Here is a 21,611-nt window from a genome sequence, read left to right as displayed (position 1 = left end):
CTCGGCACCACGGGCCGTTTCAGCGGGTAGGCGGGTCAGGAGATGAGCGGCGGCACCGCACGCGGGGTGAACGCGGGCGGGGTCCCCTTGTCACGGAACCGCCACGACGGCAACGGCGCGGGCGCGGCGTCGATCTGCTCACCGTCGCCACTGCCGCCGCCGTCGTCGTTGCTGGTGGTGGCGTGGTCGTTCATCTCGTTCAGGGTGGCCACGACCACCTCACGGGCGGCGGTCTCCGCGTCGCGGTACAGGGTGCCGGTCAGCGGGCCGGTCATGATCCGCACCGAACCGGTGTGCGGGAAGAACTCGCCGTCGGTGGTCACCTTCTCGTAGCGCAGCGCGATCGGCACCCACGGCACCAGCGACACCAGCACGGGCATTTGCAGCTCCCGCACGGCCGTGTCGGCGATGGCGATCCACAGCTCGAGACTGTCGGGGGCGTGGCTGGAGTCGGCGTACACGCGGTACAGGGCCGAGGCGAGGACCTTAGGGGTTGGGGTGGAGTACATAGTCGAACACCTTTCTCAGGGATTAGATTGAGAGGGCGGTGTCGGACTCCCCGGAGCTAGGCTCTCCGGGGATTCCGGCATCGCCCAGTTTCAGGACGCGAGGGTGAATCGCTTTGGGGCCGTGCTGGTCTGGCACACGGTTCCGCCATCGGCCAACTTGACCAGGGCGTTGTGGACCGCGCCGCTGGACCGGGCCAGGGCTTTGCCGATCTGGTGTGGGGTGAACTCCTTTCCGGGGTTTTCGCGCAGAAAGTCCTCGACCTGTCCCCGCAACGCACCGGCGGGCAGACGTTCCGCCGTCGACTCCGCGTCGGCCGCAGCGCCGTCGTCGGCTGCCGCCGGGGGTACCGGGGCCCCGGCGGCGGGATTGTCGCCTGTGGGGACAACTACCGCCGTCTCTGGGGTGGTGTCGGGGGCGGGGTCGACCTGTTCGGTCGTGGTGGGTTCGGCCGCGATGGGGTCCGGGTTCGCCGGTTCGGCTGGTGCGGGCTCGGTTTCGGGCTCGGGTTCGGGCTCGGCTGGTGCGGTGGCCGCCGGTTCGGCGGGCGCGGGCGCGGCCGGGGTCTGTTCGGGTTTCGCTCCGGCGGTCCAGTTTTTCCCGGCCCGGGGCTTGCCCGGATCGGTGACCGCCCACACGGCCCCGGCGAGTTCCCATTCCGTCAGCAGATGCCGCGCCGGGATGGTTCCGATGGCTGCCATCTCCGCCAGCTCGGCGGTGGTGCTGGCGGGGTGGGTTTCCAGCGCCTCCCACAGCGCCCGTGCCTCAGCGCTGTTCAGCGCGGGCACTTCCACAGCCGTCGCGGTGGCGGGTTCCGAGTCGGGCCCGGCGATGTCGGGGTCCGGGTCGGCCGGGGTGATCGTCTTGGACGCCACCGGTTCGGGCGCGGTGGGCTCAGCCGAGCCCGGGTCGACGGGTGCGGCGGGAGCCGGGTCCGGTTCGATGGTGGCGGGCGTGCCCGCGCCCTGGGTCCAGGTCTTGGCGGCCCGGGGCGATTCGGGGTCGGTGTGCGATTGGGCGCACCCGGCGGTTTCCCACTGGGCCAGCAGACGCCGCGCGGTGGACAGTCCGATCCCGGCGATGTCGGCCAGCGTGGCGGTGGTGCTGTTGGGGTGGGCCCGCAGCGCCGCCCACAACGCCCGGTTGCTGTCGCGGCGCAGCACCGGCACGACACCCGACCGTGTGCCGCGTTCCGGGGCGGGTGTGGCCGTTGTTGTGGCCACGGCGGCGTTCTTGGTTTTCGACATGGGGGTTCCTTCCAACAATGGGTTTGGTGAATTCGGTGATGTCCCGGTGGGGACGGAATGCGCACCGATCGGGGCAATTTCCCCGGGCGGTCGGTGCCGTTCCGGTTTCCATGACCGCTCGATAGGGCGTGTGATGTCAAGCGGAATGTGGAAATTGGTTCCGGACCCGGATTCCTCTCGTCCGGTTCCGAAATAGCCTCGGCGCGAGCGGAATTCGACTCGCGGCGATTGGCTCACGGGATGCGGGGCGCCTCGCGCCGGGGCGGCCTCGCCGCGGACCCGTCGTGGGCGAGCCGCGGACTCGACGCGCGAGCCGGTCACGGGTGCGCCCGTGACGAGTTGGCCGCATTGGTGCCGGGCTCTCCGGAGTCGGCCTCGGCGGACTCCGCGCTGCCGGGGGCGGGGCGCTGGGTGTCGAGGGCCGCACGCAGCCGCCGCCCGCCGCCGGTCAGCTCGTAGTCCACGTGGTGGTCGAGTTCCCAGCTGTCGGCGCACTCGATGCAGAGGGTGTAGCCGTGGTGGCAGCGGCGCGGGTTGCGTACCAGCAGGATCCGGCCGGGCGGGTCGTCGCCGTCGCGCAGCCTCACCACGACGTAGTCGTTGCCGCTGAGTTTGGCTTCCGGTTTGATCACGCCGTCCTCGTCATGGGTGTGGGTGTCCTTCATGGGGTGCGTACGGTTCTCCTGTTCGGGGTTCGGGTTCGGGTTCGGTTGGGTTGCTGGCGGGTTCATCGACTCAGGCGCTCGTGAAGGGTGCCGGTGGTGCGGTCGAGCCACACGGTCGCGGCGTGCCCGTGCGCGCCCCGGCGCATCCTGTCGGCGGCCCCGGTGGCGTAGGCGGCGATGTCGTCGGGGTGTACGAGGTGGATGCGCGGGGCGGCGTAGCCCCGGTGCCGCCGCTCACGTGCGCCACGTGGTACATGCCGCGCTCGTCGTGCGGGCCGAGTCCGTAGATGACGAACTGATCGCCAGTGACGGCGTTGGCGATCACAAAGATCGCGTCGAGGGCCGCTGTGGTGGGAATCGCGGGATCGGTCACGGTGTCTCCTGTGTTTGCCGCCCCGGGTGTGCGGGGCGGGGTCGGGTGGGGGGTGATGGTTGGGCCGCGCCGGTGGCACCGGCGCGCCCGGTCCGGGTGCCCCGGGCGCGCGCTGCGCCCGGGGCCCCGGGGTCTAGGTGGCGCGTACGGCGGCGGTGGCGGCGCGGGCGATCTCGGCGGCGGTGGTCGCGGGATCGGTGAGCAGGTGCGGGTTCGAGTTGGCCAGCGGGTTGACTCGTCCGCGTGCCGGTGCCAGCCACAGCACCGCGCACCCGGCCGCACGCAACGCGTCGAGGCGCTTCTGGGCGCGGTCACGGTGGGGGCCGGTGTAGATGCCGTCGGAGATGATCACCAGGAGTCGGGCCGCGCCGGGGCGGGCCAGACCGAGGGCACCCTCGAGGGCCACGATGGCGAAGTCGATCGCGTGATTGCCGTCCGGGCAACCGAACTCAGTCACCTGAGCGGGGGCGGTGCCGGGGTAGGTGATCGGGGTGACCGTGTCCCCGAAGGTCACGGTCGCGGTCGTGGCGGGCACGGCGGCCAGCTCGGCGGCGCGGGCGATGATCCACGCGGCCGAGGACACCGGGGCAGCGAACTTGCCCATCGAGGAGGACACGTCGCACGCGATGCCGACCTGCAGCGGCGGGTGCGGGCTGTTCTTGCGGGTGGTGCGGGTGAACGGTTCGGCAGTGGGGATGGCCCCGGCGGCGAGCTGAGCTTGGCGTGCCAGCACACCGCGCATCCGAACCCGTCCCGGCGGGACCACCGAGGTTGTTTTCACCGTAGCGCGTTCGCGGGCGGCGGCGGTGTCGAGCGCGCGGGCCAGCACCCGCGCGGCGCTCTGTTCCTTCGCCAGCGGGGTGCGGGTGCGGCGCACGATCCGCGAGATATCCGGTCCCCCGCCGTCGCCGTTGCCGAACACGTTCTCCGCCAACCGCTGTGCCCGTTCGGCGGTGTCGGCGGCGGCCCGGCGCGCGGCGGCGGCGGACTCAGCCGGATCGGCGGGCACCGGGTTCGACGCGACCTCCCGGGCGATCGCGGCCACCGTGGCACGGATAGCCGCGCCCAACCTCGACCCCGGCAGCGGTGCGGCGTGGGGGTCGGGGCCCACGATGTCGAGCCAGCGCTGCCCGAGCTCGAGCATCGCGGCGGTGTCGGCGTCGGCTACGGTGTGGGCCTCGCGCCAGATCGCACGCAGTTTGGCGAGGGTGTCGGTGCCCAGGATGGACTCGATCTCGAGCACCAGCGCCGCGCATTCGGACTCTTGCAGCACCCCGGCGTCGATCCGGCCCAGCACGAGGGCGGCGTTGTGGGCGGCAGCGTAGGTGGTGGCCGGGATCTGGGCGACAGCCTTCTCGCCGCCGTTGTCACCGATCACGATCTCGGTGGCGCTGGCGCGCAACCAATGCCGGTCATCGGGGCGGCGGCGAATCTGGGCGGCCTCGATGCGGGACTCCTCGAGCAACTTCGCGGCCGTGACCACCTCGGGGTGTGCCAGCAACGGCGGCTGCCACACCGAGTGTTTGGCGTGCGCGCACTCGTGCACCAACGCACCCCACACCGCCGGGTACTGGTTGCGGTCGCTGTTGCGGGCCGGTGTCGCGTCGGCCGGGTCGATCTTGAGGCGGGAACCGTCGAGTTCGATGGCCGCCAGCGCTGGCACGAACACCGCCGGGTGCCCGAACGCGGCACCGGGGGCGATGCTCACCGTCAGATCGTCACGGTCGGCGATCGGCGGAACTTCGGCGGTCATGGCGGCGGACAGGGTGGCCCACCCCCCGGTCACCGGCACCGATGCCGGGGCGGGGGCCGCCCCGGCCCCGGCGGCGGCCGGGGCGGAAGCGGTGCCGGTGCCCGGGGCAGCGGGCGCGGCGGGGATGGCGGGGGCGGGGGCGGTGATCACGTGGCCGGTCATGGCAGGCAACGCCTTTCCTTTTCGGGGGCGGGGCGGCGGGTTAGAGGCGGGGGCCGAGGGCGAGGGGCGTGTGGGTGGTGCCGCACACCGTTTTCACCACGGCGGCCACCACCTCGCGGTCCTCCTCCGGGGCGGCCCCGAGGAGGTTGGCCATAGCGGTCTCAGAGTCGGTAGCGGCGGCGATCTTGCGGAACGCCAGCAACTCACGCAGCTGCGGGGCCCACCCGACCTCGCCCTTGGCCTGCCGCGCGGCCAGCTCGCGCGCCACTTTCACCGCGCGCCGTTCCACCCCGAGCTGGGTGGCCAGGTCGAGGTCGCTGACCACACGCACCTGGAACGCGAACCGCGAACTCAGCGCATCCGACAGGATGGCCCCGTGCACGCCGGGGTTGTGGCCTGCCACCACGAAGAACCCGGGCTCGGCTTTGACCACCTCGCCGGTGGCTTTGACCACCAGCTCTTTTCGCCCGTCCATCGCGGGATACACCGCCGCCAGCACGGTCGGGGAGATGAGGGTCGCGTCGTCGATGAACAGCACCCGGCCCTCTTTCATCGCCCGCACCAGCGGGCCGTCCATGAAAACGAAACGGCCGTCCGGGGTTTGGGTGTACTCGCCCACGAAATCGGCGACCGTGGTGTCCCCGTCGCCCTGCACCGTCAACAGGTCGCCGTAGGCGGCCTCGATGAGCGAGGTCTTGCCGGTGCCGGGCGGCCCGTACAGCAGCACCGGCACCTCGGCCGCGCGCATGGTCCGCAACACATCCACATCGGCGCGCCCGGCGAGCTTGCGCATGTGGTAGTCCTGCCCGTTCGGCCGGGCCACGGTGTTCCCCGTGCGTGCCAGGGCCGCCGGGGTGGCGGGCGCGGCCGGGGCCGGGGTGGGGGTGGTTTTCTTGGCCCGGCGGCGGGCCGGTTTGGCCGCCGCCTTACCGGCAGCCGGGGCCGCCGGGGTGGCAGGCGCGGCCGGGGCGGTGGCGGCCGGGGCGGCAGCGGTGGCTGTGGTGGCGGTGGCGCGGTAGCGGCGGGGGGCCGCCGAGGTGCGTTCGGCGTGACCGGCGGCGGTCAACGCCTCGAGGGCGTTGCCGACCGCGCCGGAGGACCGGCCGAGGCCGTTGGCGATTTCCCGGGGCGACTGTTCGCGGGCGGGGTCGGCGGCCAGCGCGGCGGCCACCATGCGGCGCAACTCCCCGTTGGGCAGGCGACCGGCGGCCGGTGCGGCGGTAGCGGCGGGGGCGGGTGTGGTGGGCATTGCGACTCCTGCAATTCCGTTCCGAATTCGTGCGCCGTTTTCGGCATACGTGCGGCGTGGCCGCCATTCGGATTTTCGGTGAATTTCCCGGCGAATTCCGGGAACGGGGTCGACGCTAGCTCGACCTCGAACAGCCTCACAACCCCAATTCGTAGGAAATTCTCCGAATTTTCCGCGAGACCAGCCTCGCGGACAAAGCAAGCCGCACATGAAATGCGCACCACGCCGCGAAAATTTGACCGAGCCCACCGCCCGCCAGCCAAAAGAAAATGATTCAAAGAATAAGAACAGAGAGAAAAAGAAGGGAACGGAAATACATTAAATGTGAGGCGAACCAGCGAGTCAGGTCAGCACGGGACGCGGCCATGACCGACGCTGCCGCATGTCTATACAGCTTTGTGTATAGACAATCCTGGATGACACTCGCCGACGGATGTGGCCATCTACCTGGGTGTATTGGAGGTAGCGCCGGGGCCTTTTGAAGGCCCCCCACGCAACCCCCCACGTTTCCCCGCACACTTCCCCACAGATTGCCAGCGTTGAACTCGCACGCCATTTGACGGCCGATCGAGCGGGAAATCTTACACTCTTCAACGAATTAACGAATGGCGGAGAGGATTACTCAATCGCAGCGAGAACCCCCGCATCGCCGCGCAGAAATCGCTAAGTAGATCAGTTTCAATACGACAGTACAATACGTGTCGAATTCTATTCAACCAGCGGTTTCTATTCACAGAGCTGCGCCGATTTTCGTCAGCGGCTGGGCGTGCCTGGATTGTGGTCTTCGCCCTGGCGGAGGTGTTCGAGGAGTTGGAGGGTTTCTCTGCTCGGGGTTTCGCCGATCTCGGCGAGTTTGCGGGTCAGGAGTGCGTAGGCGCGGTCGAGGGCCGGGTATTCGCCCAGGCGTGCGTGCTGGCGCAGGATGTCGCGCCAGAGCGCTTCGTTGTAGGGGTCGGTTTGGGCGGTGGTCTCGAGGAGTTCGAGGGTGGCGCGGGGGTCGTGGTCGGCGTCGTGGGAGGCAAGCCAGCCCAGGGCGTTGTGGGTGTCGCGGCGCGCGGATTCGCGGATCGGTTCGGTCCAGGAGTCGGTGAGGTCGGGGGCGAGTTCTTCGGTGGCGATGGCGGTGATAGCCCGGCACGCGGCGGTCCGGTCGGTGTCGTTGCTGGCGCGGCGGCGTGCGGTGACTGCGGCGGTGAAGTCCCACCAGTCGACACTCACCGCGGTTCCGGAAAGCCGGTAGTGCACCCGGTCGTCGGTCAAGGGCTCATGGAACCGCCCGCTCGTCGCGGCACCGAGGGCGCTGCGTAGTCGGCTCAGGGTGTTGGTGAGCACGCCTGAGGCGCGATCGGCTGGGCGTTCTCCCCACAACAGCTCGGTCAGCTGACCTCGCGACAACCCGCCCGGATGCAGGGCCAGCACGGCCAGCAGCTCGCGCAGACGGGGTTGCAGCTGGCCTGTGATCTCCACGCTCTCACCGGAATCGGGCACGCGCCAGAAGACCCGGGTCGGCCCGAACACCCGCAACCGCAACGCCGGAACCTCCGCCGGTGCTGGCACCATCTCCGGTGCTGGCTTCGGCGCGGAGTCGGCTGGCGCGGTGTGGGTGTCGAGGACGGGCTCGGGCGCCGCGGAGAGGTCGGTCTCGCGCGAGTGGCCGGCGGCCTCGCCGGTGTCGACGAGCGCAGACTCGCGGACAGGGGATGGTGTGCGTTCTGCGGCGTCCACCGGGACCGGCTCCGGCGGGATGGGTCGCGCAACAGGTGTCGGCACGGTGGCAGGGGCGATGCTGTAGATCCTGGGCCCGTCCTCGTCGCGGCGTCTGCGCCGGACTGGGTGGTCTTGGCGGGCAGGCTGCCCAATGCGGGGTGGGTCGAACTGGCCGGAGTGTCCGTAGCGGCGCAGCTGGATCTCTACGTCGATGATGGTGCCGCGAGCGGGCGGTATCAGGTGCTGGCGTGATCGGCGGCCGGTCAGCAGGGCACGGGCTCCGGCGCGGGAGGCGGGCAGCTCGCCCACGACGGGAAACCCGATCGCGTCGATGTAGGCGCGGCTGCCGCCGATGACCACGATGCCCCGGGGGCGTCGACGGCGGGTGAGATCGAGGACCCGCTGCGCGGCGGTCTCGGGATCGATGTGCTCGGCGCGGACCACGAACAGGGCGGCGTCGGCGGCGGCGATGACCGGATGCGCGGGCGAGCCCGGCTCGGGGACACCGCAATCGGCGAACACCGTCGCGCCGAACCCGCGCCAGCCCCGGTCCGGATCGGTGAGCAGCGCGGCGGCGGGGACCGGATCGTCGGGGTCGAGTCCGGGCGGCGCGGCCAACAACGCCTGCCCGCCGGGCAGATACTGCACGTGCTGGGCCAGCAGCTCCGGGGTGACGGGCAGGCCGAGGGCGCTTCGGCGGGCCAGGCTTGCCAGGCCGAGATGCGGGTCCGCGCCGACCATTTCGGCGAGTTGGCCGCCTGCGGGGTCGGCTTCCACGATGAGCGCGGTTTCGGGGCCGGGCCAGGTGTGGGCGAGCGCGACGGTGGTCGTTGTCGTCCCCGCGCGCGAGCTCAGTCCGGCGACGGCGATCAGGTACGGCGCCTGCGGCCTCATCAATGGTTTCCTATCCCTGTTTCTGGACGTTGGAGATCAGCAACGCGCCACCGGTGTCGGCGGGGCGGGTGTTGATCAGCTGGAGGTAGTCGGTCCGTGTGCGGTCCGGACGGATCTCGGCGATGTGGACGTTGGCGGTGGTCGGGGTGATCGGGGTGATCGCGACGCAGTGGCGGGTGCCGGGCGGGACGGAGGCGATGCCCGCGGCGAGGCCCTCGAAGGTGATCCCGCTCTCGGGCGCGAGCAACGGCATCGCGCGCGCCGCGTCGCGGTGGATGTAGTAGGCGGCCTCGAACGAGGCGATGACCCCGGCCAGGGTGGCGGGGTCACCGGCACTATCGGTGACCACCTCGCCAGTGAGCCCGGTGCACGGGCCCTGCGCGGGAGTGGTCGAGGAGGGCGGGGCGGCCGTGGCCGGTACCTGCTTGCCGGTGTCGCCGGTCTTTTCGGGCGATACCAGCAGGACCCCGGCCAGGACGGCGACAGTGGCCGCCAGCGCGGCCCAGGCACCGCGCGGCAGCCGGTCCGCCAACACGGCCCCCCATCGGGGAACCCGGGCGGCGTCGGCCGCGCTGGGAGGCTTGCGTATCCGGTTGAACCAGAACTCCTCCGGCAGGACGGGCTCGTCGAAGTCATGGCCGGAGCCGGTGTCGGCTACCAGCCCCAGCTCCGGAGGAGTCTGGGGCAGGTCGACCCAGGCTTCGGCGTCGTCGTCTTCAGGTGGGTTACGCGGGTACCTCGCCATTCATCTCGCCTCGCCTCGGATCGGGGTGTCTCCGGGGCCTGCCCGCACCCCGGGAGGGGTTGCGGGGTACGGGCAGGTTCCCCCGGAGGGGTCAGGGGCGGCTCGTGCGCTCAGCCTCCGCCGGTGCTGCTGGTGTTGTGGTGGGCTGGCGTGAGGGCCGATTGGTGATGTCCACGGTGAGCCGGGCCAGGACATCGGAGATCGCCAGGTGCGCGGTGCTGCGGTGATCGGCCTCGTACTCGCGCCAGTCGACCTGCGTGCCACGCTGCCGGTAGGCGATCAGGGCGCGCTGACCGGCGCGCACGGGGACAACGAGGTCGAGTTCGCCGTGGTAGAGATGCAGCGGCACTTCGGATTTGACGTGGCCGAGGGTTTCCAACGCCAGTACCCGCCGCCACCAGTGGTCGTTCCACGGATCCGGCTGACGGCACCAGTGCGCCAGCGGCTGCGGGAAGCGTTGCAGCAGTTCGATACCGGTGAGGTGACGGGCCTCGGCGGCAGCGACGAGGCCGTCCTCGTTCAACACGTGACGCAACGGGAGCTGGTCGTAGGCGCGGGACAGGCCGATCAGCCCCGCCAAACCCAGACCTGCCAGACCCAGGCCCGCCAGACCCGAGCCCAGGCCCGCGCCGGTGCCCCCGCTGATCACCGGTGCCATGGCCGCGAGGTCGGACACCACTGCCCCGGCGGCCACACCGCGCAGATCCACCTCCGGCGCATACCACGGCTGCAGTTCCCCAGCCGCCGCGACGACCCGCCCGCCGTCGGCGTAGCCCCAGGCCACGACCGGCGCGATCGGCAGGTCGAGGTCGGAGGCTCGGTAGATCGCGCGAGCCAGGTCGAGCACCACCTTGGCACCGGCCGCGCGAGCGGCCAGGAAGGTATGCGGGCCGGTGCCCGCACCGAGTCCTTGCCCGTCGGGGACGGCGACCACCCAGCCTCGCGCGAGCGCGGCGTCGATGCCGGCCACGTGGTACTCGGTCCCGGTGGCCAGCAGTTGCGAGGGCGCGCAGACGCCGCCCAGGCCGCGAAAGGGTGGGCAGTAGAGCAGGATCGCGGTCGTCCCGGGTTCGGCGACCACTTCGGGGATGAGCACGATCGCCGAGGCCGCGATCGGCTGGGAACGGGAATCGGTGGAGACGTAGACGATCTGCCACGCCCCTGCCGCTCCGGCCAGCTGCGGCGCGAACACCGGGCGTGTGCGCACGATGTCTCCGGCTCGCGCGCCTTCGCCCAGGATGGGTGTCTGGTAGAAGTCGCTGATGGTCATCGGTTGCTCCCTGCGAGGTCGTGGGCCAGGGCGGTCAGCCACGCGATGCCGCTGGCGAGTTGACCGGTGGCGGCGTATCCGGTGTGGCGACCGTTGATGTCGGCGTAGCGAAGCCACACACCCGGATTCGTCAGATCGGCGTTGTCGGCCACCAGCTGCCCCCACGCACCCGAGAGTTGCCCGGCCAGTTTCGGCAACTGCCCGACCGGGTCGGCGGCCACGATCGCGGTGATCTGCCCCCACCGCGCCGACGCGGCAGCGGTCTCGTCGGGGCCAGGTGGCGGGGTGCGGGGGTCGGAGGCATCGGTGAGGCGCTCGGCCAGACTCGCCGCGGGCGCATAATCGACTGTCCCGGGCCCGATCCGGAAGTCGTTGTTCACCACGGTCGTCCACGCGTCCCCGAGCGCTCCCGACAACAGGGCCTGGATCGAACCGAGCGCGGCCAGCGGATCACGCAGATCGGCCTGGGCCGCGAGCTGGGCAGCCATCCGCAGCAGGGCGGCGCGTTCGGGTGCCGCGCAGCTGAGGTCGCCTTCGACGCAGACATCGGCCACCCGGCCGGTCAACGCCCCGTAGTCGACACCCGAACTGGTGGCGATCCCGCCACCAGCTGCCGGGGCGGTGGTGATCGCCACCCCCGACACCGCCGCCCCGGACGTGCCCGGGGCCGGGTCGGGGGTGAGTTGGCCGGGGCGGCCGGGGATCACCTGTGAACCCTGGGCGCGATCGGGATCGGAGTAGAGAGCGACACCGACCACCCGCTCGGGCGGGACGGGTCCCTCGCCCGAGCCGACCGCGCGGGCGAATTCCGAGACCACCTGCGCGCCTTGGGAGAACCCGACCACCGCGAGCGCGGTTGCTGGGCAGTCGGAAGCGACCGTCTCCGCGGTCGCGGTCAGCGCGGCCAGGCCCTCGCCGACCGAGGCCGCGTACGGGGTGGTGTTACCGCCGGTGCCTATCGCGCCCCCGAACCCGGCGGGATACGGAATGTAGGTGCGCTGCACCAGATTCGGCACCGCCGCGACCACCGGGCCGAGTATCGCGCCCAGCATCCCGGTGTCGGCGGTCTCCGACGCGGCCGGGGAGGACTCGCCGGTGCCCTGCACCCCGAGGACCCACAACACCGGGCAGCCCGGCCCGGTCGCGGGTGGTTGCGCCGACCCCGTGCAGGGCGCGCAGAGCGCGCTCGTGCAGGCGGTCAGGACAGCGGCGGTCAAGACGTGGATGCGGATTCCGGTCACGGCTGACCCACCCCCACCCCGGCCCCGAATCCAGCGCCCACGGTGCCACCGGCGAGCGCGCCGACCACGGCGGCCGGGACACCGGCGACCAGCGCGCCCGCGACGGCACCGGCCGCCGCACCGAGCGCGGTTCCGGCGACACCGGAGGTGATCGTGCCGATGACCGGCACCGCTACCACCGTGCCGATCGCGGCACCCGCGATACCGCCGATCGTGCCACCGGCCAGCCCGCCCACCACGGCACCGGCTGCCGCTGCCGGGGCACCCGCCAGCGCGCCGCCGATCGCACCACCGGCACCGGCCCCGGCGATCGTAGCACCGGCAACCCGGTCCGAACGCCCCGCCGGGATCCCGACCGAGTCCAGGAACGTCGCCGCCTGAGCCTCGACGTCGGCGGCGACGTCGTTGATGGTGTCGCGGACCTCCGGCGGCACCCAGTCCGGCGAGGGTGCCTGCCATTGACCGATCCGGATCGTGTCCGGCGGCGGCTCGATCGGCGCAACCGGCGGCACGGGCTCCGGTGAATGCAACTCGATCACCTGTATCGAGGGGGCGGGACCCGGCTCGGGGGCCGGGCGCGGAGCCGGGCCATTGCGGACCTCGGGCGGCTGCACCGCATACACAGCAGGCGGCGGCGGTAGCTCGGGTGGCGGAGGCGGGGCAGGAGCGGTGGTTCCGGGCTGGACCGGGGCGGTGACCCCAGGCTGGTCGGCTATCGGATTCAGCGTCACCGCACCGGATTCGGGCGTGGTGATCATCATCACCACCGGCACGACACCGGTAGCCAACACGCGGCCACTCCACAGCAGCCTCCCGCCGCACACCTGGCGGGGGTGGCGAGTGTCTGGGCCGCAACCTCGTCCCGAAAGTGGGGCGGTCCGGGGTGGTTTCGCGTTTTCGGGCATGACGAATAACCCTTCGATCGAAGGAGAAAGGGCGGAGAGAAAGAGTCGAGAAATGCGCGGAAATATGCGCGAGAAATGCTCGGGGTCCCCGGCTGCCCAACCTCAGTCCGGGGACCCCGTGAACGTATTCCTCATATGGAGAGGAATGGCGTGACCGGTCAGAGGAAGGGCAAGACCAGGCCCAGTCCCTGCGAGACGATCGTCAGCACGTTCGAGACCAGCGAGGCCCCGGCATCGAGTAGGAACAGGATGTTGTAGATATCCACGGGTTTGCCTTTCGGAGCAGGTGTGATTGCTCCACCATCACAGCTCCGAAAACCACTGCCGCGCTACCCCTTCGAGAGATAAGAAAAGTGCTAGCACTGCCGTTACCCCTCCGCATCGGTGCGGTGGCCTGCGGCTATGTGCGAAAGGGGTAAAGAAAGTGCTGAAAGAGAAAGTTGATGGGCGCGTGTCCCCCTCGGCGAGCGAGCACAGCGAATACTCCGCGCCTGCCACGCGGATACCTGTGGCTATCTGTCGGATAGCTCACAGGAAATGGTATTTGCCGCAAGTGATCTCTCTCTGGTAGGAACGAATCAAGCCGGGGGAGCGAACCTTTCAACGTACCTCACGTGGAAGGCGATACGGAAGACCGTAGTAGGAGGGCTTACATGATTCGTGCGACGAACCCCGCCCGCAGGCCACGACGCCGCCGCCAGGGCCGCGCCCTTTCATGCCGTTCGGAGATGCCCGAACTCGGCTGCTGGGTACGGCAGATCCGCGAGCGCCGCAAGCTCCCGCGCGAACACGCCGCCCGCGACCTCCACATCAGCAAGGACCTGCTCAAGAAGATCGAGAGCAGCGACGCCCGATGCTCGCCGACGGTCCTGAACGATCTCGTCGTCGCCTACGACCTCGATCGAGTGCAGGAACGCTTCACCCGCGACCTCGCCAGGCCCCCAGTACCGCTGCTACCGCTCGAAGACCTACGCCACCGCACCATGACCGCAGAACACCGGGCGAAGCTGGCCCGCCTGGACGACCGCGAGGTCGCCGCCGCCTATATCGACCCGCTGTGGAACCTCGTCCTCGCCAACAGCCACTTCCGCGCGACCCTGCCCGGCACCGAGCAATTCAGCGACAACATCTGCTTGTGGTTCTTCCACCCCGGGTCGAGCACACTCACCGCCGAACACCTCATCATCGAACACCGCCGCACCGCCGCATACCTGGTCGCGACCCTGCGCGGTGCGCTCGGACGCCACCGCGACACCCCGCACGCCCGCGCCCACTTCCGGGAATTACGCGGTGCTGCGCTGTTCTGTGAACAGTGGGACACCAGCGTCACGGTCGCCTACGGTCGCCGCCTCGATGACCCCGTGCACCTGCGCGACCCCACCACCGGCGAGCTGTACTCCGCACGCATCCAACTCGGCGACGCCCCCGGCTCGCCCGACGTCCGATTCTGCCTGTGTTACCGCAACCCCTACAGCGGACCACCACTGCCCTAACCACCCGCGACGCCACCCACCTGACCGGTTCGTCCCGAATCCGCATCTCACCGAACAGGAGCCCGATGACAACCAATCTCCCCACCCGCGCCAGCCACCGCGACATCACACCAGTACCTCACCGGTCACACGCCCAGCGCATCGCGCACGCGCTACCACCCCAAAGACTGGAAAGATGAAATGCGCGAAACCCCCACACTCGACGGGATGCCCGACTTTCACGACACCATCGAATTCCTGCGCCTACACCAACGCCTCTCCCGCGCGGCCCTCGCCGCAAGCGCCGACATCAGCGCCTCGCACTTGGACAAGTTCATCAACAATCGAACCACCCCCGGCAGCGAGACCTTCACCAAACTGGCACACGCTTTCGACCTCGACCCCGCCCAGCGCCAACACCTGCACGAACTATGGCTGCCCGCGCGTGACCTACCGTCCGCCGCCGAGCTATGCCAGCGGCTGACCGACCCGAGCGTCCAAGCTCACCTCGACGACCTCGACAGCCGCCATGTTCTCGCGGTCTACCTAGACCCCCTCCGAACCGTGCTGCACGGCAACCGAATATTCCACAAAAGCGTGCCCGGTCTCGCCGAGGCCGACAACAACTACCTACTGTGGATGTTCTCCCGTGTCGCCCGCGACAACATCGATGATTGGGAAACCGAGATCCGCCACGCCGTCACCATCGCGCGCGGAACCTTCGGACGATACCGCGACCTCCCCCGAGCGCGATCACTGTTCCGAAAGCTGCGAGCCACACCCGAATTCCCCCGGTTCTGGAACTCCACCCCCATGCAAGTCGCCTACGGCTGCCACCGCCCCGCCCCGATCAACCTACGGGCACCCTGCACCAACCAGCCCCTCTCACTGAGCCTCGAAATCAGCGAATACGACCCAGACGTTCTCATCGCCAACGGCACCTACGACACACTCGCCATCGCCTGCTGAGGCAGACAGCCACAGTCAGACCTGTGGGTTACGCATCCCAACGGTCTCACCGCGCAACAGCCTCCGCGCGGTGGTTTATGAACTGGTGTCGGACACCGTGCTTCCACAGTGTGGCGCGCGGATTCTGGGCGCGTTCAGAGCAACTCGAGTGATCGGGTCGTGGTCTCCCACCCAGGTAGCCCGAAGTGCTCGCCGCGTTGGAACAATTCCACGCTCGCGGCGGTGTAGGGGACGGTGTCGGTGGGCAGCTGGTCGAGGGGGAACCATTCCAGGGCTGAGCACTTGTCGGGCTCGCGGTTTTCGGGTTCGCCGTCCCATCGGTCAGCGGTGAAGACGAATCCGATGCGGCTGTGTCCTTCGGGTGCCTTGTAGTGGATCGAGGAGATAAGGCGTACCTCGTCGCGGTCGAGTTGTAGCCCGATCTCTTCGTGGGTTTCGCGGATGATCGCGTCCACGACGTCTTCTCCGTCTTCGAGTTTGCCGCTCGGTAGGTTCCACTGGCCGTCTGCGTAGCCGGTGTTGTGGCGTTGAGCGAGTAGGACTCGTTCGTCGCGCGAGAGCAGCAGCAGTACATCAACGACAGTCGTATACGGCACGGGCAGCAGGCTACCCAGCATCGACGGGATACGTCTCGGCAACTCGCCCGGCGATCCATTCGACCCGTGCCGCGGTCTCGAGGTTCAGAGGGATGTCATGAAGGGGTACGTCCAGCGCTCGGTACAGCTCGTGCAGTGTCGTCGCGGCCGTGTCCTGCATTCCGTGGACCTTGCTACGGAACGCGTCGCTGGGTTGGTCGTAGCGGTCGTGGGTGAATAGCACCATGTCGTAGGTGTGCGCCCATGCGCGGCAAAACGTCTCCATCGCGTCGAGAACGTCGGCGGTGTGGGGGTCGGTGTCGTCGAGCAGCATCCGCGCGTAGGCGAGCACGTTGATGATGGTCTTGTCCGCGATGAGTAGCCGATGGTTTCGCGCGAGCCTGACTTGTGCGCGGAGTTGGGCGGCGAATACGTCGATTTCGGCGGGTAGGTCGAACTCGCCGTGTCCGCGTAGGACGACGTCCTCCATGTACGGGCTGGACCGAGCGGGTTCGGGCATCGCTACGGCGTTGATGCCTGCGCGGCGGTAGTGCGCGGTGAGGGCGTGCACGAGTGTGGATTTCCCGGAAGCGTGGGTGCCGTCGATGGCGATTACGGTGCAGTCGCGGATCATTCGGTGTCTTTCAGCAGTGCGGCGAAGGTCGGGTGCGCGAGCCAGGCGAACGCGTCTTCGAGTCCGGCGGCGAGCATGCGGTTCACGTTCAGCGGTGCGGACCAGCGGCCGACTCCGGTCGCCAGTTGTGCGACGAGAGCGGTGGAGAGGCTGTGGCGCAGGTTGAGAACGCTCACGCGCTCCCGCGCTTCGGTCGATTGGTTCTCGATCCACTGGCGGTGAATCGCGGTCATGGATGTGCCGCGCAGCTCGGGCTGTGTGACGTCTAGTCCGACTTCGGTGGCTACGTCGACCAGTCGCCGAGAGTGGCCTTCGAGTACGTGATCGGTGTCGTATCGGGTGTCGATGATCTGTCGTTCGGTGATGGCTTCTTCGCGGCGAGCCAGCCAGGCGCCGCGAGCGTTGGACACCGCGGGGAGGTCGGTGTCGGATGCTCGCGCGAGGACTGCGAGGTCTGAGGTGAATTGGTGCCCGGTCACGCGGTCGGCGGCGGTGAACGCGGTCTTGACGGCGGCGTTGGCCGCGTTCAGCAGGGCTGGCATTTCGGTGGGGTCTTCTATGTAGACACTGGTGTAGGTCCACGGCAGCCCGGCCAGTTCGACCGGGCCGTCGTGGTTGGTGGGGACCGCGAGGTAGACCACGGAGTAGCAGAACGGGCGGTTGCCGTTGCGCACTCGGTAGTTCTTGGTCCACTCCACGTCGATCGATGCCCACAGCTCCGTTCCGGCTGGCCGCGTCGGGGCAGATCCGGCCGGGCCGGAAATGGTGCTGGTGACGATCAACGCGCTATTCCTCCTTGGTGAGCTGGTCCCATGCCGCTTCGGTCACGATCTCGTCCAGGTCCAGCATTTTGTCCCAGTTGTAGCGGCGGGTGTGGCGTGCGGCGATCAGCGCCACACACAGCGACTCGGTAATGGTGGATCTGGTGGAGGGTTCCCCGATGTGGTGGCTGTGCAGTTTGGCGACCATGCAGGCTTCATCGAGGTCGAGTGCGGACGGGTCAGGGTCGTGGGCGGTGTCGACCATTTTGGCTACCGCCCGGCCTTTGCGGGTGCGATCGGCCCACAGTTCCCCGACGCTGTCGATTCCGGGGACGTGTCGCCCGCCCTCGGCGTGCTTGGCGAGTCCTTCGAGGTCGCCGGCGAGGTCGTGCCCTCCGAGGTATTTGGCTTCTCGTCGGCAGGCCACCAAGCGCGCGTCGACTTCGCGGGCGAGGATTTCGGGTGGTTCGTCGAGATCGAGGGTCATCACCTCGTACCCGAACCTGAGCACCTGACCGTGAGTGCCGTTGAGGGCCAACGTGCGGGTGCTGTCGCATGCCAGATAGGCCAGCCCGGCGCGGAGCAGTCGGCCGTCTCCAGTCTTCGTCAGCGTGAGGGCCGCCAGCATCGGGCGCGGCTTCCCGAAGGGGCGTTGAGAGGCACCGAACGGGGTTTTCGGCCAGGCCAGGTTGGTGGTCTGTCTCATGATGTCACCGAGGCGACGGCGGGCATTCCGAGTTCGGTTGCGGCTTGGGTGGCCGGTGGTGCGTCGGTGTGGCGTGGTGCGGCCAGGATGGAGGTGCCGAGGTACTTTGCGACGTGGTTGGCCTTGAACCGGTACCGCTTCCATATTTCGGTGACGGGTTCGTCCAGGACGTTGCCGAGCGGTTCGAACAGGTCTTTCGCGTCGTAGACCGGCCAGGCGTTCGCGTTGCCGTTGGGCTCGATGCAGATCATGTGGCCCTCGGTCTCGGGCCGCCACGTCGTCAGGCGCAGCGCGGGCCGCCACCCGAAAGTCGCTGCCAGACTGTTGAGTTCGTTGAACTTCGCGGTCGCCTCGTCATTGGTGATGAACTCGTGCTCATCCAAGTCGAGCGCGTTCCCTTTGCGCAACGGCATGATCAGTTTGACCTTGCCCGCTTCGACCACGTCGGCGATCTGGCACAGGAACGGCAGTCCGTGAAGGTCGCTGCGCAGCACCACACACGACAGCGACAACGGCAACCCGTGTTCGCGGAAGACCTGGATGCCTGCCATCACCTTGTCGTAGTCGCCGCGCACGCGGCGCGTAATCGCCCGTGGCCCTTCCAATCCGACGTTGACGTATCCGATCTTGCCGACCATCCGCTCCGCGTGCTGGAACGCGCGGGTCGCGTTAGTGGGGATACCGAGCACGAACCCGGCTTCGGAGTACATGTCGACGATGTCGCCGAAGTCGCGGCGCATGAGCGGTTCACCACCGGAGAGGAACACCCGGCCGACTCCGGCGAGGTTGTCGCGCATCGTCTCGAGCTGTTCCAGCGTGGGGTCGGGCAGTTGCAGGATCTCCGAACAGAAGTTGCAGTCGAAGTCGCAACGCTTGGTGACCTGGAGAATGGTCGACAGTGGCGCGGTGATCTGCTCAGCGACCTGCTCGGCGGTTTGCCCTCCAGTGAGCTGGAAGTGATGTCCCGCAGTCCATTCCACCCCGTTAATCGGTTGATTTTCCATCCCGTTCCCCTTTCGTGATTCGTATCACTCTGTGTTCGATTGTCAGCCGGTCCGCCGATCGCGTCAACACGAAATCTGTTGTTGCACAACATATTTCGACGCCGTGTGTTGTCCCATTCGCCGGTCTTCGGGCGTGGATGGGTCAACGGGGCAACGACAGCCCAGTTGCTTGGAAAGAGGAGTCCGGCCCCCAGGGACATGGGTTGCAGCAGCCGGACTCCTCTCCCATCTCCCGCGCGCCCGCCAAGTGGTGCGCCTACCTTCGACGCGCGGGAAGTCTTACGGATGGGTTTTGAGGCGCTGATGGGTGGAGCGGCCCTCGTCGGTCAGCTCATAGACCGGCTCCGCGTGTCCGGCACCTGTTGGTCGACGGATCTCGGTGCGGACGTGGCCCTTGGTGACCAGCCATTGCAGAGTCAGGGTGATCGGGCCGATGTGATGCCCGCCCGCCAGCTCCCGCGCCGAACACGCCCGCCCCGCTTGGGCCAGTGCGGTCAACGCGGTGGCTTGGGCGCGGCTGAAGTCGTCCCGACTCCATTGCAGATGTACTGTGTCACTGCGCATTTCGCGCTCGGGGCGATTCTGTTGGCTGGTGCGGTTGATCACAGGTGCTACCTCTCGAGGTACAGGCGCTCGTTGGGGAGGCGCGGGAACGCGCGCTTGTCCAGGTCGACGGTCACCGCGTCGACGTAGTGGCGGGCCTGGTGCTCCTGAACGAAGATCAACGCGGCGGTCAGGCACGCAACGAAATCCATCCGCTGCCCGTGCAGGAACACACTCAGGTGTACATCGGGTTCGGTGGGCGACGGCGACCCGTCCGGGGTCGGCGCGGCGGTGCTCATAACGCGGGCTGTCGGGTCGGGGCCAGGCAGGCGTGCACGGCATACAGCACCGCACGCCCAGAGGGCCGAAACACCGAATGCGCGGCGGTGATCCACACCCGATGCTCCGAACCCTGATCGGCCGGGGACGGCAGCGCCACGTGATCCCCGTTGCCCAAGACGGTGATTCGGCGAGCACGGAACAACGCCGCTTCGGCGGCGATCATCGTGGCCGGAATATCCGAGCGAACCAAGAACGTCCACGTGTGCGAGCGCGGATGGGTCACGATCGGCCCACCACCTTGTTTGTGGCGCTCGAGGTGAACCTTCACCACCTGCCCCAACTCCGCAGGCATCGCCACCGCCCACACCATGCCCGCGACAAAACCGATCCGGCCAGTGTCCGGTTGCAGGACGGCGGGCAGATGACACACGCTGCGGTAGTAATCCACCCGCGAACGCGGGTTGTCTGCCACCGCAGCAGTATTCGATGACCGCTGCGCAGTCTTCGGGTCACCCGAACCCATCTCATCCGCCAAACTCATCGGTGAACCCCCTCCCTGCTAGGCCAACACGTGGGAAGCGCCCGCCGCCGGGGAACGATGAGGGGCACCGCATCAACCCGACGGCGGGGCTGAAAATCACGGTATGGCCTGATAGGGCGCGAAACTCGTATTTTTTTACGAGCCTGGGCCGGTACGCTGGTGTAATGAGCACGGAAACGCTGATGCAGGGCATCGGGAACAACGTCGCGACGTTCCGGCGTGCGTCCGGTATCACTCAGGTTGGACTCGCCTCGCTGATCGGGAAGTCGGTCGACTGGGTGAGTGGCGTAGAACGCGGTCGCCTTCATGCTGAGCGTCTGACCGACCTCATCAACATTGCGACCGTTCTCCAATGCAGGGTCGAGGACTTGCTCGGCCGCCCGATCGATTCGCTGGTCCCAGGAACCAACCCCCGCAGCGAAGCCGTCGACGCTGTCCGCGAGGTCATGATGCGCGCCGCCGTCCCGACGCCCGCCTCGTCGCCGAAACCTCCAGCGACACTGGATGAGATCGGCAACCGTGTCGCACAGGCGTGGACGACCTGGCACACCTCCCCGACCGCGCACAGTGCACTGGGCCGGATCTTGCCGGACCTGCTCACCGATGCGAACACCGCCTACCATGGAGCTGAGGACCGCCGCCGAGCGGCGCGCATCGTGTCAGGCACCAATCAGATCACCAGGCAATGGCTGCACCATCTCCCCGAGGGCGATTTGGCGTGGGTCGCCGCCGAGCGTGCAATGCACACCGCGCGAGAAGCCGATGACCCGCACCTGATTGCCCTTGGCGCGTGGGCTCTTTCGGCCAGCTACCGCCGAGCAGGCCAACAACAGGAGGCGACACGGCTGTGTCTGTCGGCGGCCGACGAACTCAAGAAGCGCCTCGACGCGAACCCTGGTGACGCGAACCTGATCGCCGACTACGGCATGCTGCACTTGGCCGCCTCGATCAGCTCAGCCCAATCCAACGAGGAAGGTCGTGCCTGGGCGCTTCATCGGATCGCTGACGAAGCCGCCCGATCACTAGGCGCACGATACGACCCGTGGACGATGTTCGGCAAAGGCAACGTGGACATCCACGGCCTGGCGATCTCGGCTGAGCTGGGCAGGCCCGATGCCGTGGTCGACTACGCAGCACGGCTGGATATCGACAACGTGCCTAGTGTCGAGCGTCGCGCCCGCGTTCTGATCGACACCGCGCGCGGGCACGTGCAGCGCAAGAACGACGAGGCCGCCGCGTTGACCTTGCTCGACGCCGAGAAGATCAGCAGCGACGAAGTCCACGACTCGACATTGGTCCGCGAGTTGCTGCGCGAACTGCTGCACCGCGATCACGCGCGGGCCCGTGCACACGTCCGCGGACTCGCGCAACGGTCTGGCCTGATCGCTGGCTGATGCGCCCGGTGC

The 21,611-nt window shown here is 68.6% G+C and carries 22 protein-coding genes; 3 read left to right on the top strand and 19 right to left on the bottom strand.

Going from position 1 to position 21,611, the window contains the following annotated elements; genetic code table 11:
* Positions 1-35 precede the first annotated feature (35 nt).
* The 11 genes from AB0H50_RS30480 to AB0H50_RS30430 all read right to left on the bottom strand — a co-directional run bounded on the left by AB0H50_RS30480 (position 36) and on the right by AB0H50_RS30430 (position 12,604).
* Entirely contained in the window at positions 36-509 is a 474-nt protein-coding gene (locus tag AB0H50_RS30480; RefSeq protein WP_357459361.1) for a hypothetical protein, read from the bottom strand.
* A 90-nt stretch (positions 510-599) separates the two neighbouring features.
* Positions 600-1,754: a hypothetical protein gene (locus tag AB0H50_RS30475; protein WP_357459358.1), complete on the bottom strand. Its 1,155-nt coding sequence runs from the start codon at positions 1,752-1,754 to the stop codon at positions 600-602.
* Positions 1,755-2,071: 317 nt separating this feature from the next.
* Complete coding sequence (locus AB0H50_RS30470) at positions 2,072-2,419, bottom strand: hypothetical protein (RefSeq protein WP_357459357.1); 348 nt, start codon at positions 2,417-2,419, stop codon at positions 2,072-2,074.
* Between the two features lie 70 nt (positions 2,420-2,489).
* A complete protein-coding gene (locus AB0H50_RS30465) occupies positions 2,490-2,792 on the bottom strand; it encodes a hypothetical protein (RefSeq protein ID WP_357459355.1) in 303 nt (100 codons plus the stop codon).
* A 133-nt stretch (positions 2,793-2,925) separates the two neighbouring features.
* Positions 2,926-4,707 carry a vWA domain-containing protein gene (locus AB0H50_RS30460; protein ID WP_357459384.1) on the bottom strand — a complete coding sequence of 594 codons (1,782 nt, stop codon included), beginning with the start codon at positions 4,705-4,707 and terminating at the stop codon, positions 2,926-2,928.
* 40 nt (positions 4,708-4,747) lie between these two features.
* Positions 4,748-5,956, bottom strand: a complete 1,209-nt coding sequence (locus tag AB0H50_RS30455) for an AAA family ATPase (protein ID WP_357459353.1) — start codon at positions 5,954-5,956, stop codon at positions 4,748-4,750.
* A 753-nt stretch (positions 5,957-6,709) separates the two neighbouring features.
* Positions 6,710-8,557 carry a hypothetical protein gene (locus tag AB0H50_RS30450; protein ID WP_357459350.1) on the bottom strand — a complete coding sequence of 616 codons (1,848 nt, stop codon included), beginning with the start codon at positions 8,555-8,557 and terminating at the stop codon, positions 6,710-6,712.
* A gap of 10 nt (positions 8,558-8,567) precedes the next feature.
* The gene (locus tag AB0H50_RS30445) at positions 8,568-9,302 is read right to left on the bottom strand and encodes a hypothetical protein (RefSeq protein WP_357459348.1); all 735 of its coding nucleotides are present in this window, start codon (positions 9,300-9,302) and stop codon (positions 8,568-8,570) included.
* Positions 9,303-9,393: 91 nt separating this feature from the next.
* Complete coding sequence (locus tag AB0H50_RS30440; protein ID WP_357459346.1) at positions 9,394-10,572, bottom strand: lipase family protein; 1,179 nt, start codon at positions 10,570-10,572, stop codon at positions 9,394-9,396.
* Positions 10,569-11,813 carry a cutinase family protein gene (locus AB0H50_RS30435; protein ID WP_357459344.1) on the bottom strand — a complete coding sequence of 415 codons (1,245 nt, stop codon included), beginning with the start codon at positions 11,811-11,813 and terminating at the stop codon, positions 10,569-10,571. Before AB0H50_RS30435 ends, AB0H50_RS30440 begins: the two co-directional genes overlap by 4 nt.
* On the bottom strand, positions 11,810-12,604 hold the full coding sequence (locus tag AB0H50_RS30430; protein ID WP_357459341.1) for a hypothetical protein: 795 nt from the start codon (positions 12,602-12,604) through the stop codon (positions 11,810-11,812). The genes AB0H50_RS30435 and AB0H50_RS30430 overlap by 4 nt, the downstream gene beginning before the upstream one ends.
* Positions 12,605-13,446: 842 nt before the next feature.
* Here AB0H50_RS30430 and AB0H50_RS30425 point away from each other — a divergent pair.
* Together AB0H50_RS30425 and AB0H50_RS30420 are read left to right on the top strand one after the other, a co-directional pair.
* Positions 13,447-14,211 (top strand): helix-turn-helix domain-containing protein, encoded by a 765-nt coding sequence (locus tag AB0H50_RS30425; RefSeq protein WP_357459339.1) that lies wholly within the window; start codon positions 13,447-13,449, stop codon positions 14,209-14,211.
* A 207-nt stretch (positions 14,212-14,418) separates the two neighbouring features.
* Positions 14,419-15,159, top strand: a complete 741-nt coding sequence (locus tag AB0H50_RS30420) for a helix-turn-helix domain-containing protein (protein ID WP_357459337.1) — start codon at positions 14,419-14,421, stop codon at positions 15,157-15,159.
* Positions 15,160-15,293: 134 nt separating this feature from the next.
* Here AB0H50_RS30420 and AB0H50_RS30415 read toward each other — a convergent pair whose 3' ends face one another.
* The 8 genes from AB0H50_RS30415 to AB0H50_RS30380 all read right to left on the bottom strand — a co-directional run bounded on the left by AB0H50_RS30415 (position 15,294) and on the right by AB0H50_RS30380 (position 20,136).
* Entirely contained in the window at positions 15,294-15,755 is a 462-nt protein-coding gene (locus AB0H50_RS30415; RefSeq protein WP_357459334.1) for an NUDIX domain-containing protein, read from the bottom strand.
* Positions 15,756-15,765: 10 nt separating this feature from the next.
* Positions 15,766-16,368, bottom strand: coding sequence for an AAA family ATPase (locus AB0H50_RS30410; protein WP_357459332.1), 603 nt, complete (start codon positions 16,366-16,368; stop codon positions 15,766-15,768).
* Positions 16,365-17,150, bottom strand: a complete 786-nt coding sequence (locus tag AB0H50_RS30405) for a hypothetical protein (protein ID WP_357459331.1) — start codon at positions 17,148-17,150, stop codon at positions 16,365-16,367. Before AB0H50_RS30405 ends, AB0H50_RS30410 begins: the two co-directional genes overlap by 4 nt.
* A 4-nt stretch (positions 17,151-17,154) precedes the next feature.
* On the bottom strand, positions 17,155-17,835 hold the full coding sequence (locus tag AB0H50_RS30400) for a hypothetical protein (protein WP_357459328.1): 681 nt from the start codon (positions 17,833-17,835) through the stop codon (positions 17,155-17,157).
* Entirely contained in the window at positions 17,832-18,839 is a 1,008-nt protein-coding gene (locus tag AB0H50_RS30395; RefSeq protein WP_357459326.1) for a radical SAM protein, read from the bottom strand. Before AB0H50_RS30395 ends, AB0H50_RS30400 begins: the two co-directional genes overlap by 4 nt.
* A 279-nt stretch (positions 18,840-19,118) precedes the next feature.
* Positions 19,119-19,445, bottom strand: coding sequence for a hypothetical protein (locus AB0H50_RS30390; RefSeq protein ID WP_357459323.1), 327 nt, complete (start codon positions 19,443-19,445; stop codon positions 19,119-19,121).
* A 5-nt stretch (positions 19,446-19,450) separates the two neighbouring features.
* Positions 19,451-19,681, bottom strand: coding sequence for a hypothetical protein (locus AB0H50_RS30385; RefSeq protein WP_357459321.1), 231 nt, complete (start codon positions 19,679-19,681; stop codon positions 19,451-19,453).
* On the bottom strand, positions 19,678-20,136 hold the full coding sequence (locus AB0H50_RS30380; RefSeq protein WP_357459320.1) for a DNA-directed RNA polymerase subunit beta: 459 nt from the start codon (positions 20,134-20,136) through the stop codon (positions 19,678-19,680). Before AB0H50_RS30380 ends, AB0H50_RS30385 begins: the two co-directional genes overlap by 4 nt.
* A 14-nt stretch (positions 20,137-20,150) precedes the next feature.
* On the opposite strand from AB0H50_RS30380, the gene AB0H50_RS30375 reads away from it, so the two are divergent.
* Positions 20,151-21,599 carry a helix-turn-helix transcriptional regulator gene (locus AB0H50_RS30375; RefSeq protein ID WP_357459317.1) on the top strand — a complete coding sequence of 483 codons (1,449 nt, stop codon included), beginning with the start codon at positions 20,151-20,153 and terminating at the stop codon, positions 21,597-21,599.
* Positions 21,600-21,611 lie beyond the last annotated feature (12 nt).

It is taken from the genome of Nocardia sp. NPDC050793, from assembly GCF_040654065.1.
GTDB lineage: Bacteria > Actinomycetota > Actinomycetes > Mycobacteriales > Mycobacteriaceae > Nocardia.
The sequence above is the reverse complement of the archived record's forward strand: the minus strand, read 5'-3'. Positions and strand labels throughout refer to the sequence as shown.

What these genes read in the sequence shown, in the direction of transcription:
- AB0H50_RS30480 (WP_357459361.1), bottom strand. Translation starts at nt 509, where the DNA reads ATGTACTCCACCCCAACCCCTAAGGTCCTCGCCTCGGCCCTGTACCGC.
- AB0H50_RS30440 (WP_357459346.1), bottom strand. Translation starts at nt 10,572, where the DNA reads ATGACCATCAGCGACTTCTACCAGACACCCATCCTGGGCGAAGGCGCG.
- AB0H50_RS30375 (WP_357459317.1), top strand. Translation starts at nt 20,151, where the DNA reads ATGACCGCTGCGCAGTCTTCGGGTCACCCGAACCCATCTCATCCGCCA.
- AB0H50_RS30420 (WP_357459337.1), top strand. Translation starts at nt 14,419, where the DNA reads ATGCCCGACTTTCACGACACCATCGAATTCCTGCGCCTACACCAACGC.
- AB0H50_RS30455 (WP_357459353.1), bottom strand. Translation starts at nt 5,956, where the DNA reads ATGCCCACCACACCCGCCCCCGCCGCTACCGCCGCACCGGCCGCCGGT.
- AB0H50_RS30475 (WP_357459358.1), bottom strand. Translation starts at nt 1,754, where the DNA reads ATGTCGAAAACCAAGAACGCCGCCGTGGCCACAACAACGGCCACACCC.
- AB0H50_RS30400 (WP_357459328.1), bottom strand. Translation starts at nt 17,835, where the DNA reads ATGAGACAGACCACCAACCTGGCCTGGCCGAAAACCCCGTTCGGTGCC.
- AB0H50_RS30385 (WP_357459321.1), bottom strand. Translation starts at nt 19,681, where the DNA reads ATGAGCACCGCCGCGCCGACCCCGGACGGGTCGCCGTCGCCCACCGAA.
- AB0H50_RS30460 (WP_357459384.1), bottom strand. Translation starts at nt 4,707, where the DNA reads ATGACCGGCCACGTGATCACCGCCCCCGCCCCCGCCATCCCCGCCGCG.
- AB0H50_RS30450 (WP_357459350.1), bottom strand. Translation starts at nt 8,557, where the DNA reads ATGAGGCCGCAGGCGCCGTACCTGATCGCCGTCGCCGGACTGAGCTCG.
- AB0H50_RS30395 (WP_357459326.1), bottom strand. Translation starts at nt 18,839, where the DNA reads ATGGAAAATCAACCGATTAACGGGGTGGAATGGACTGCGGGACATCAC.
- AB0H50_RS30425 (WP_357459339.1), top strand. Translation starts at nt 13,447, where the DNA reads ATGCCCGAACTCGGCTGCTGGGTACGGCAGATCCGCGAGCGCCGCAAG.
- AB0H50_RS30470 (WP_357459357.1), bottom strand. Translation starts at nt 2,419, where the DNA reads ATGAAGGACACCCACACCCATGACGAGGACGGCGTGATCAAACCGGAA.
- AB0H50_RS30410 (WP_357459332.1), bottom strand. Translation starts at nt 16,368, where the DNA reads ATGATCCGCGACTGCACCGTAATCGCCATCGACGGCACCCACGCTTCC.
- AB0H50_RS30445 (WP_357459348.1), bottom strand. Translation starts at nt 9,302, where the DNA reads ATGGCGAGGTACCCGCGTAACCCACCTGAAGACGACGACGCCGAAGCC.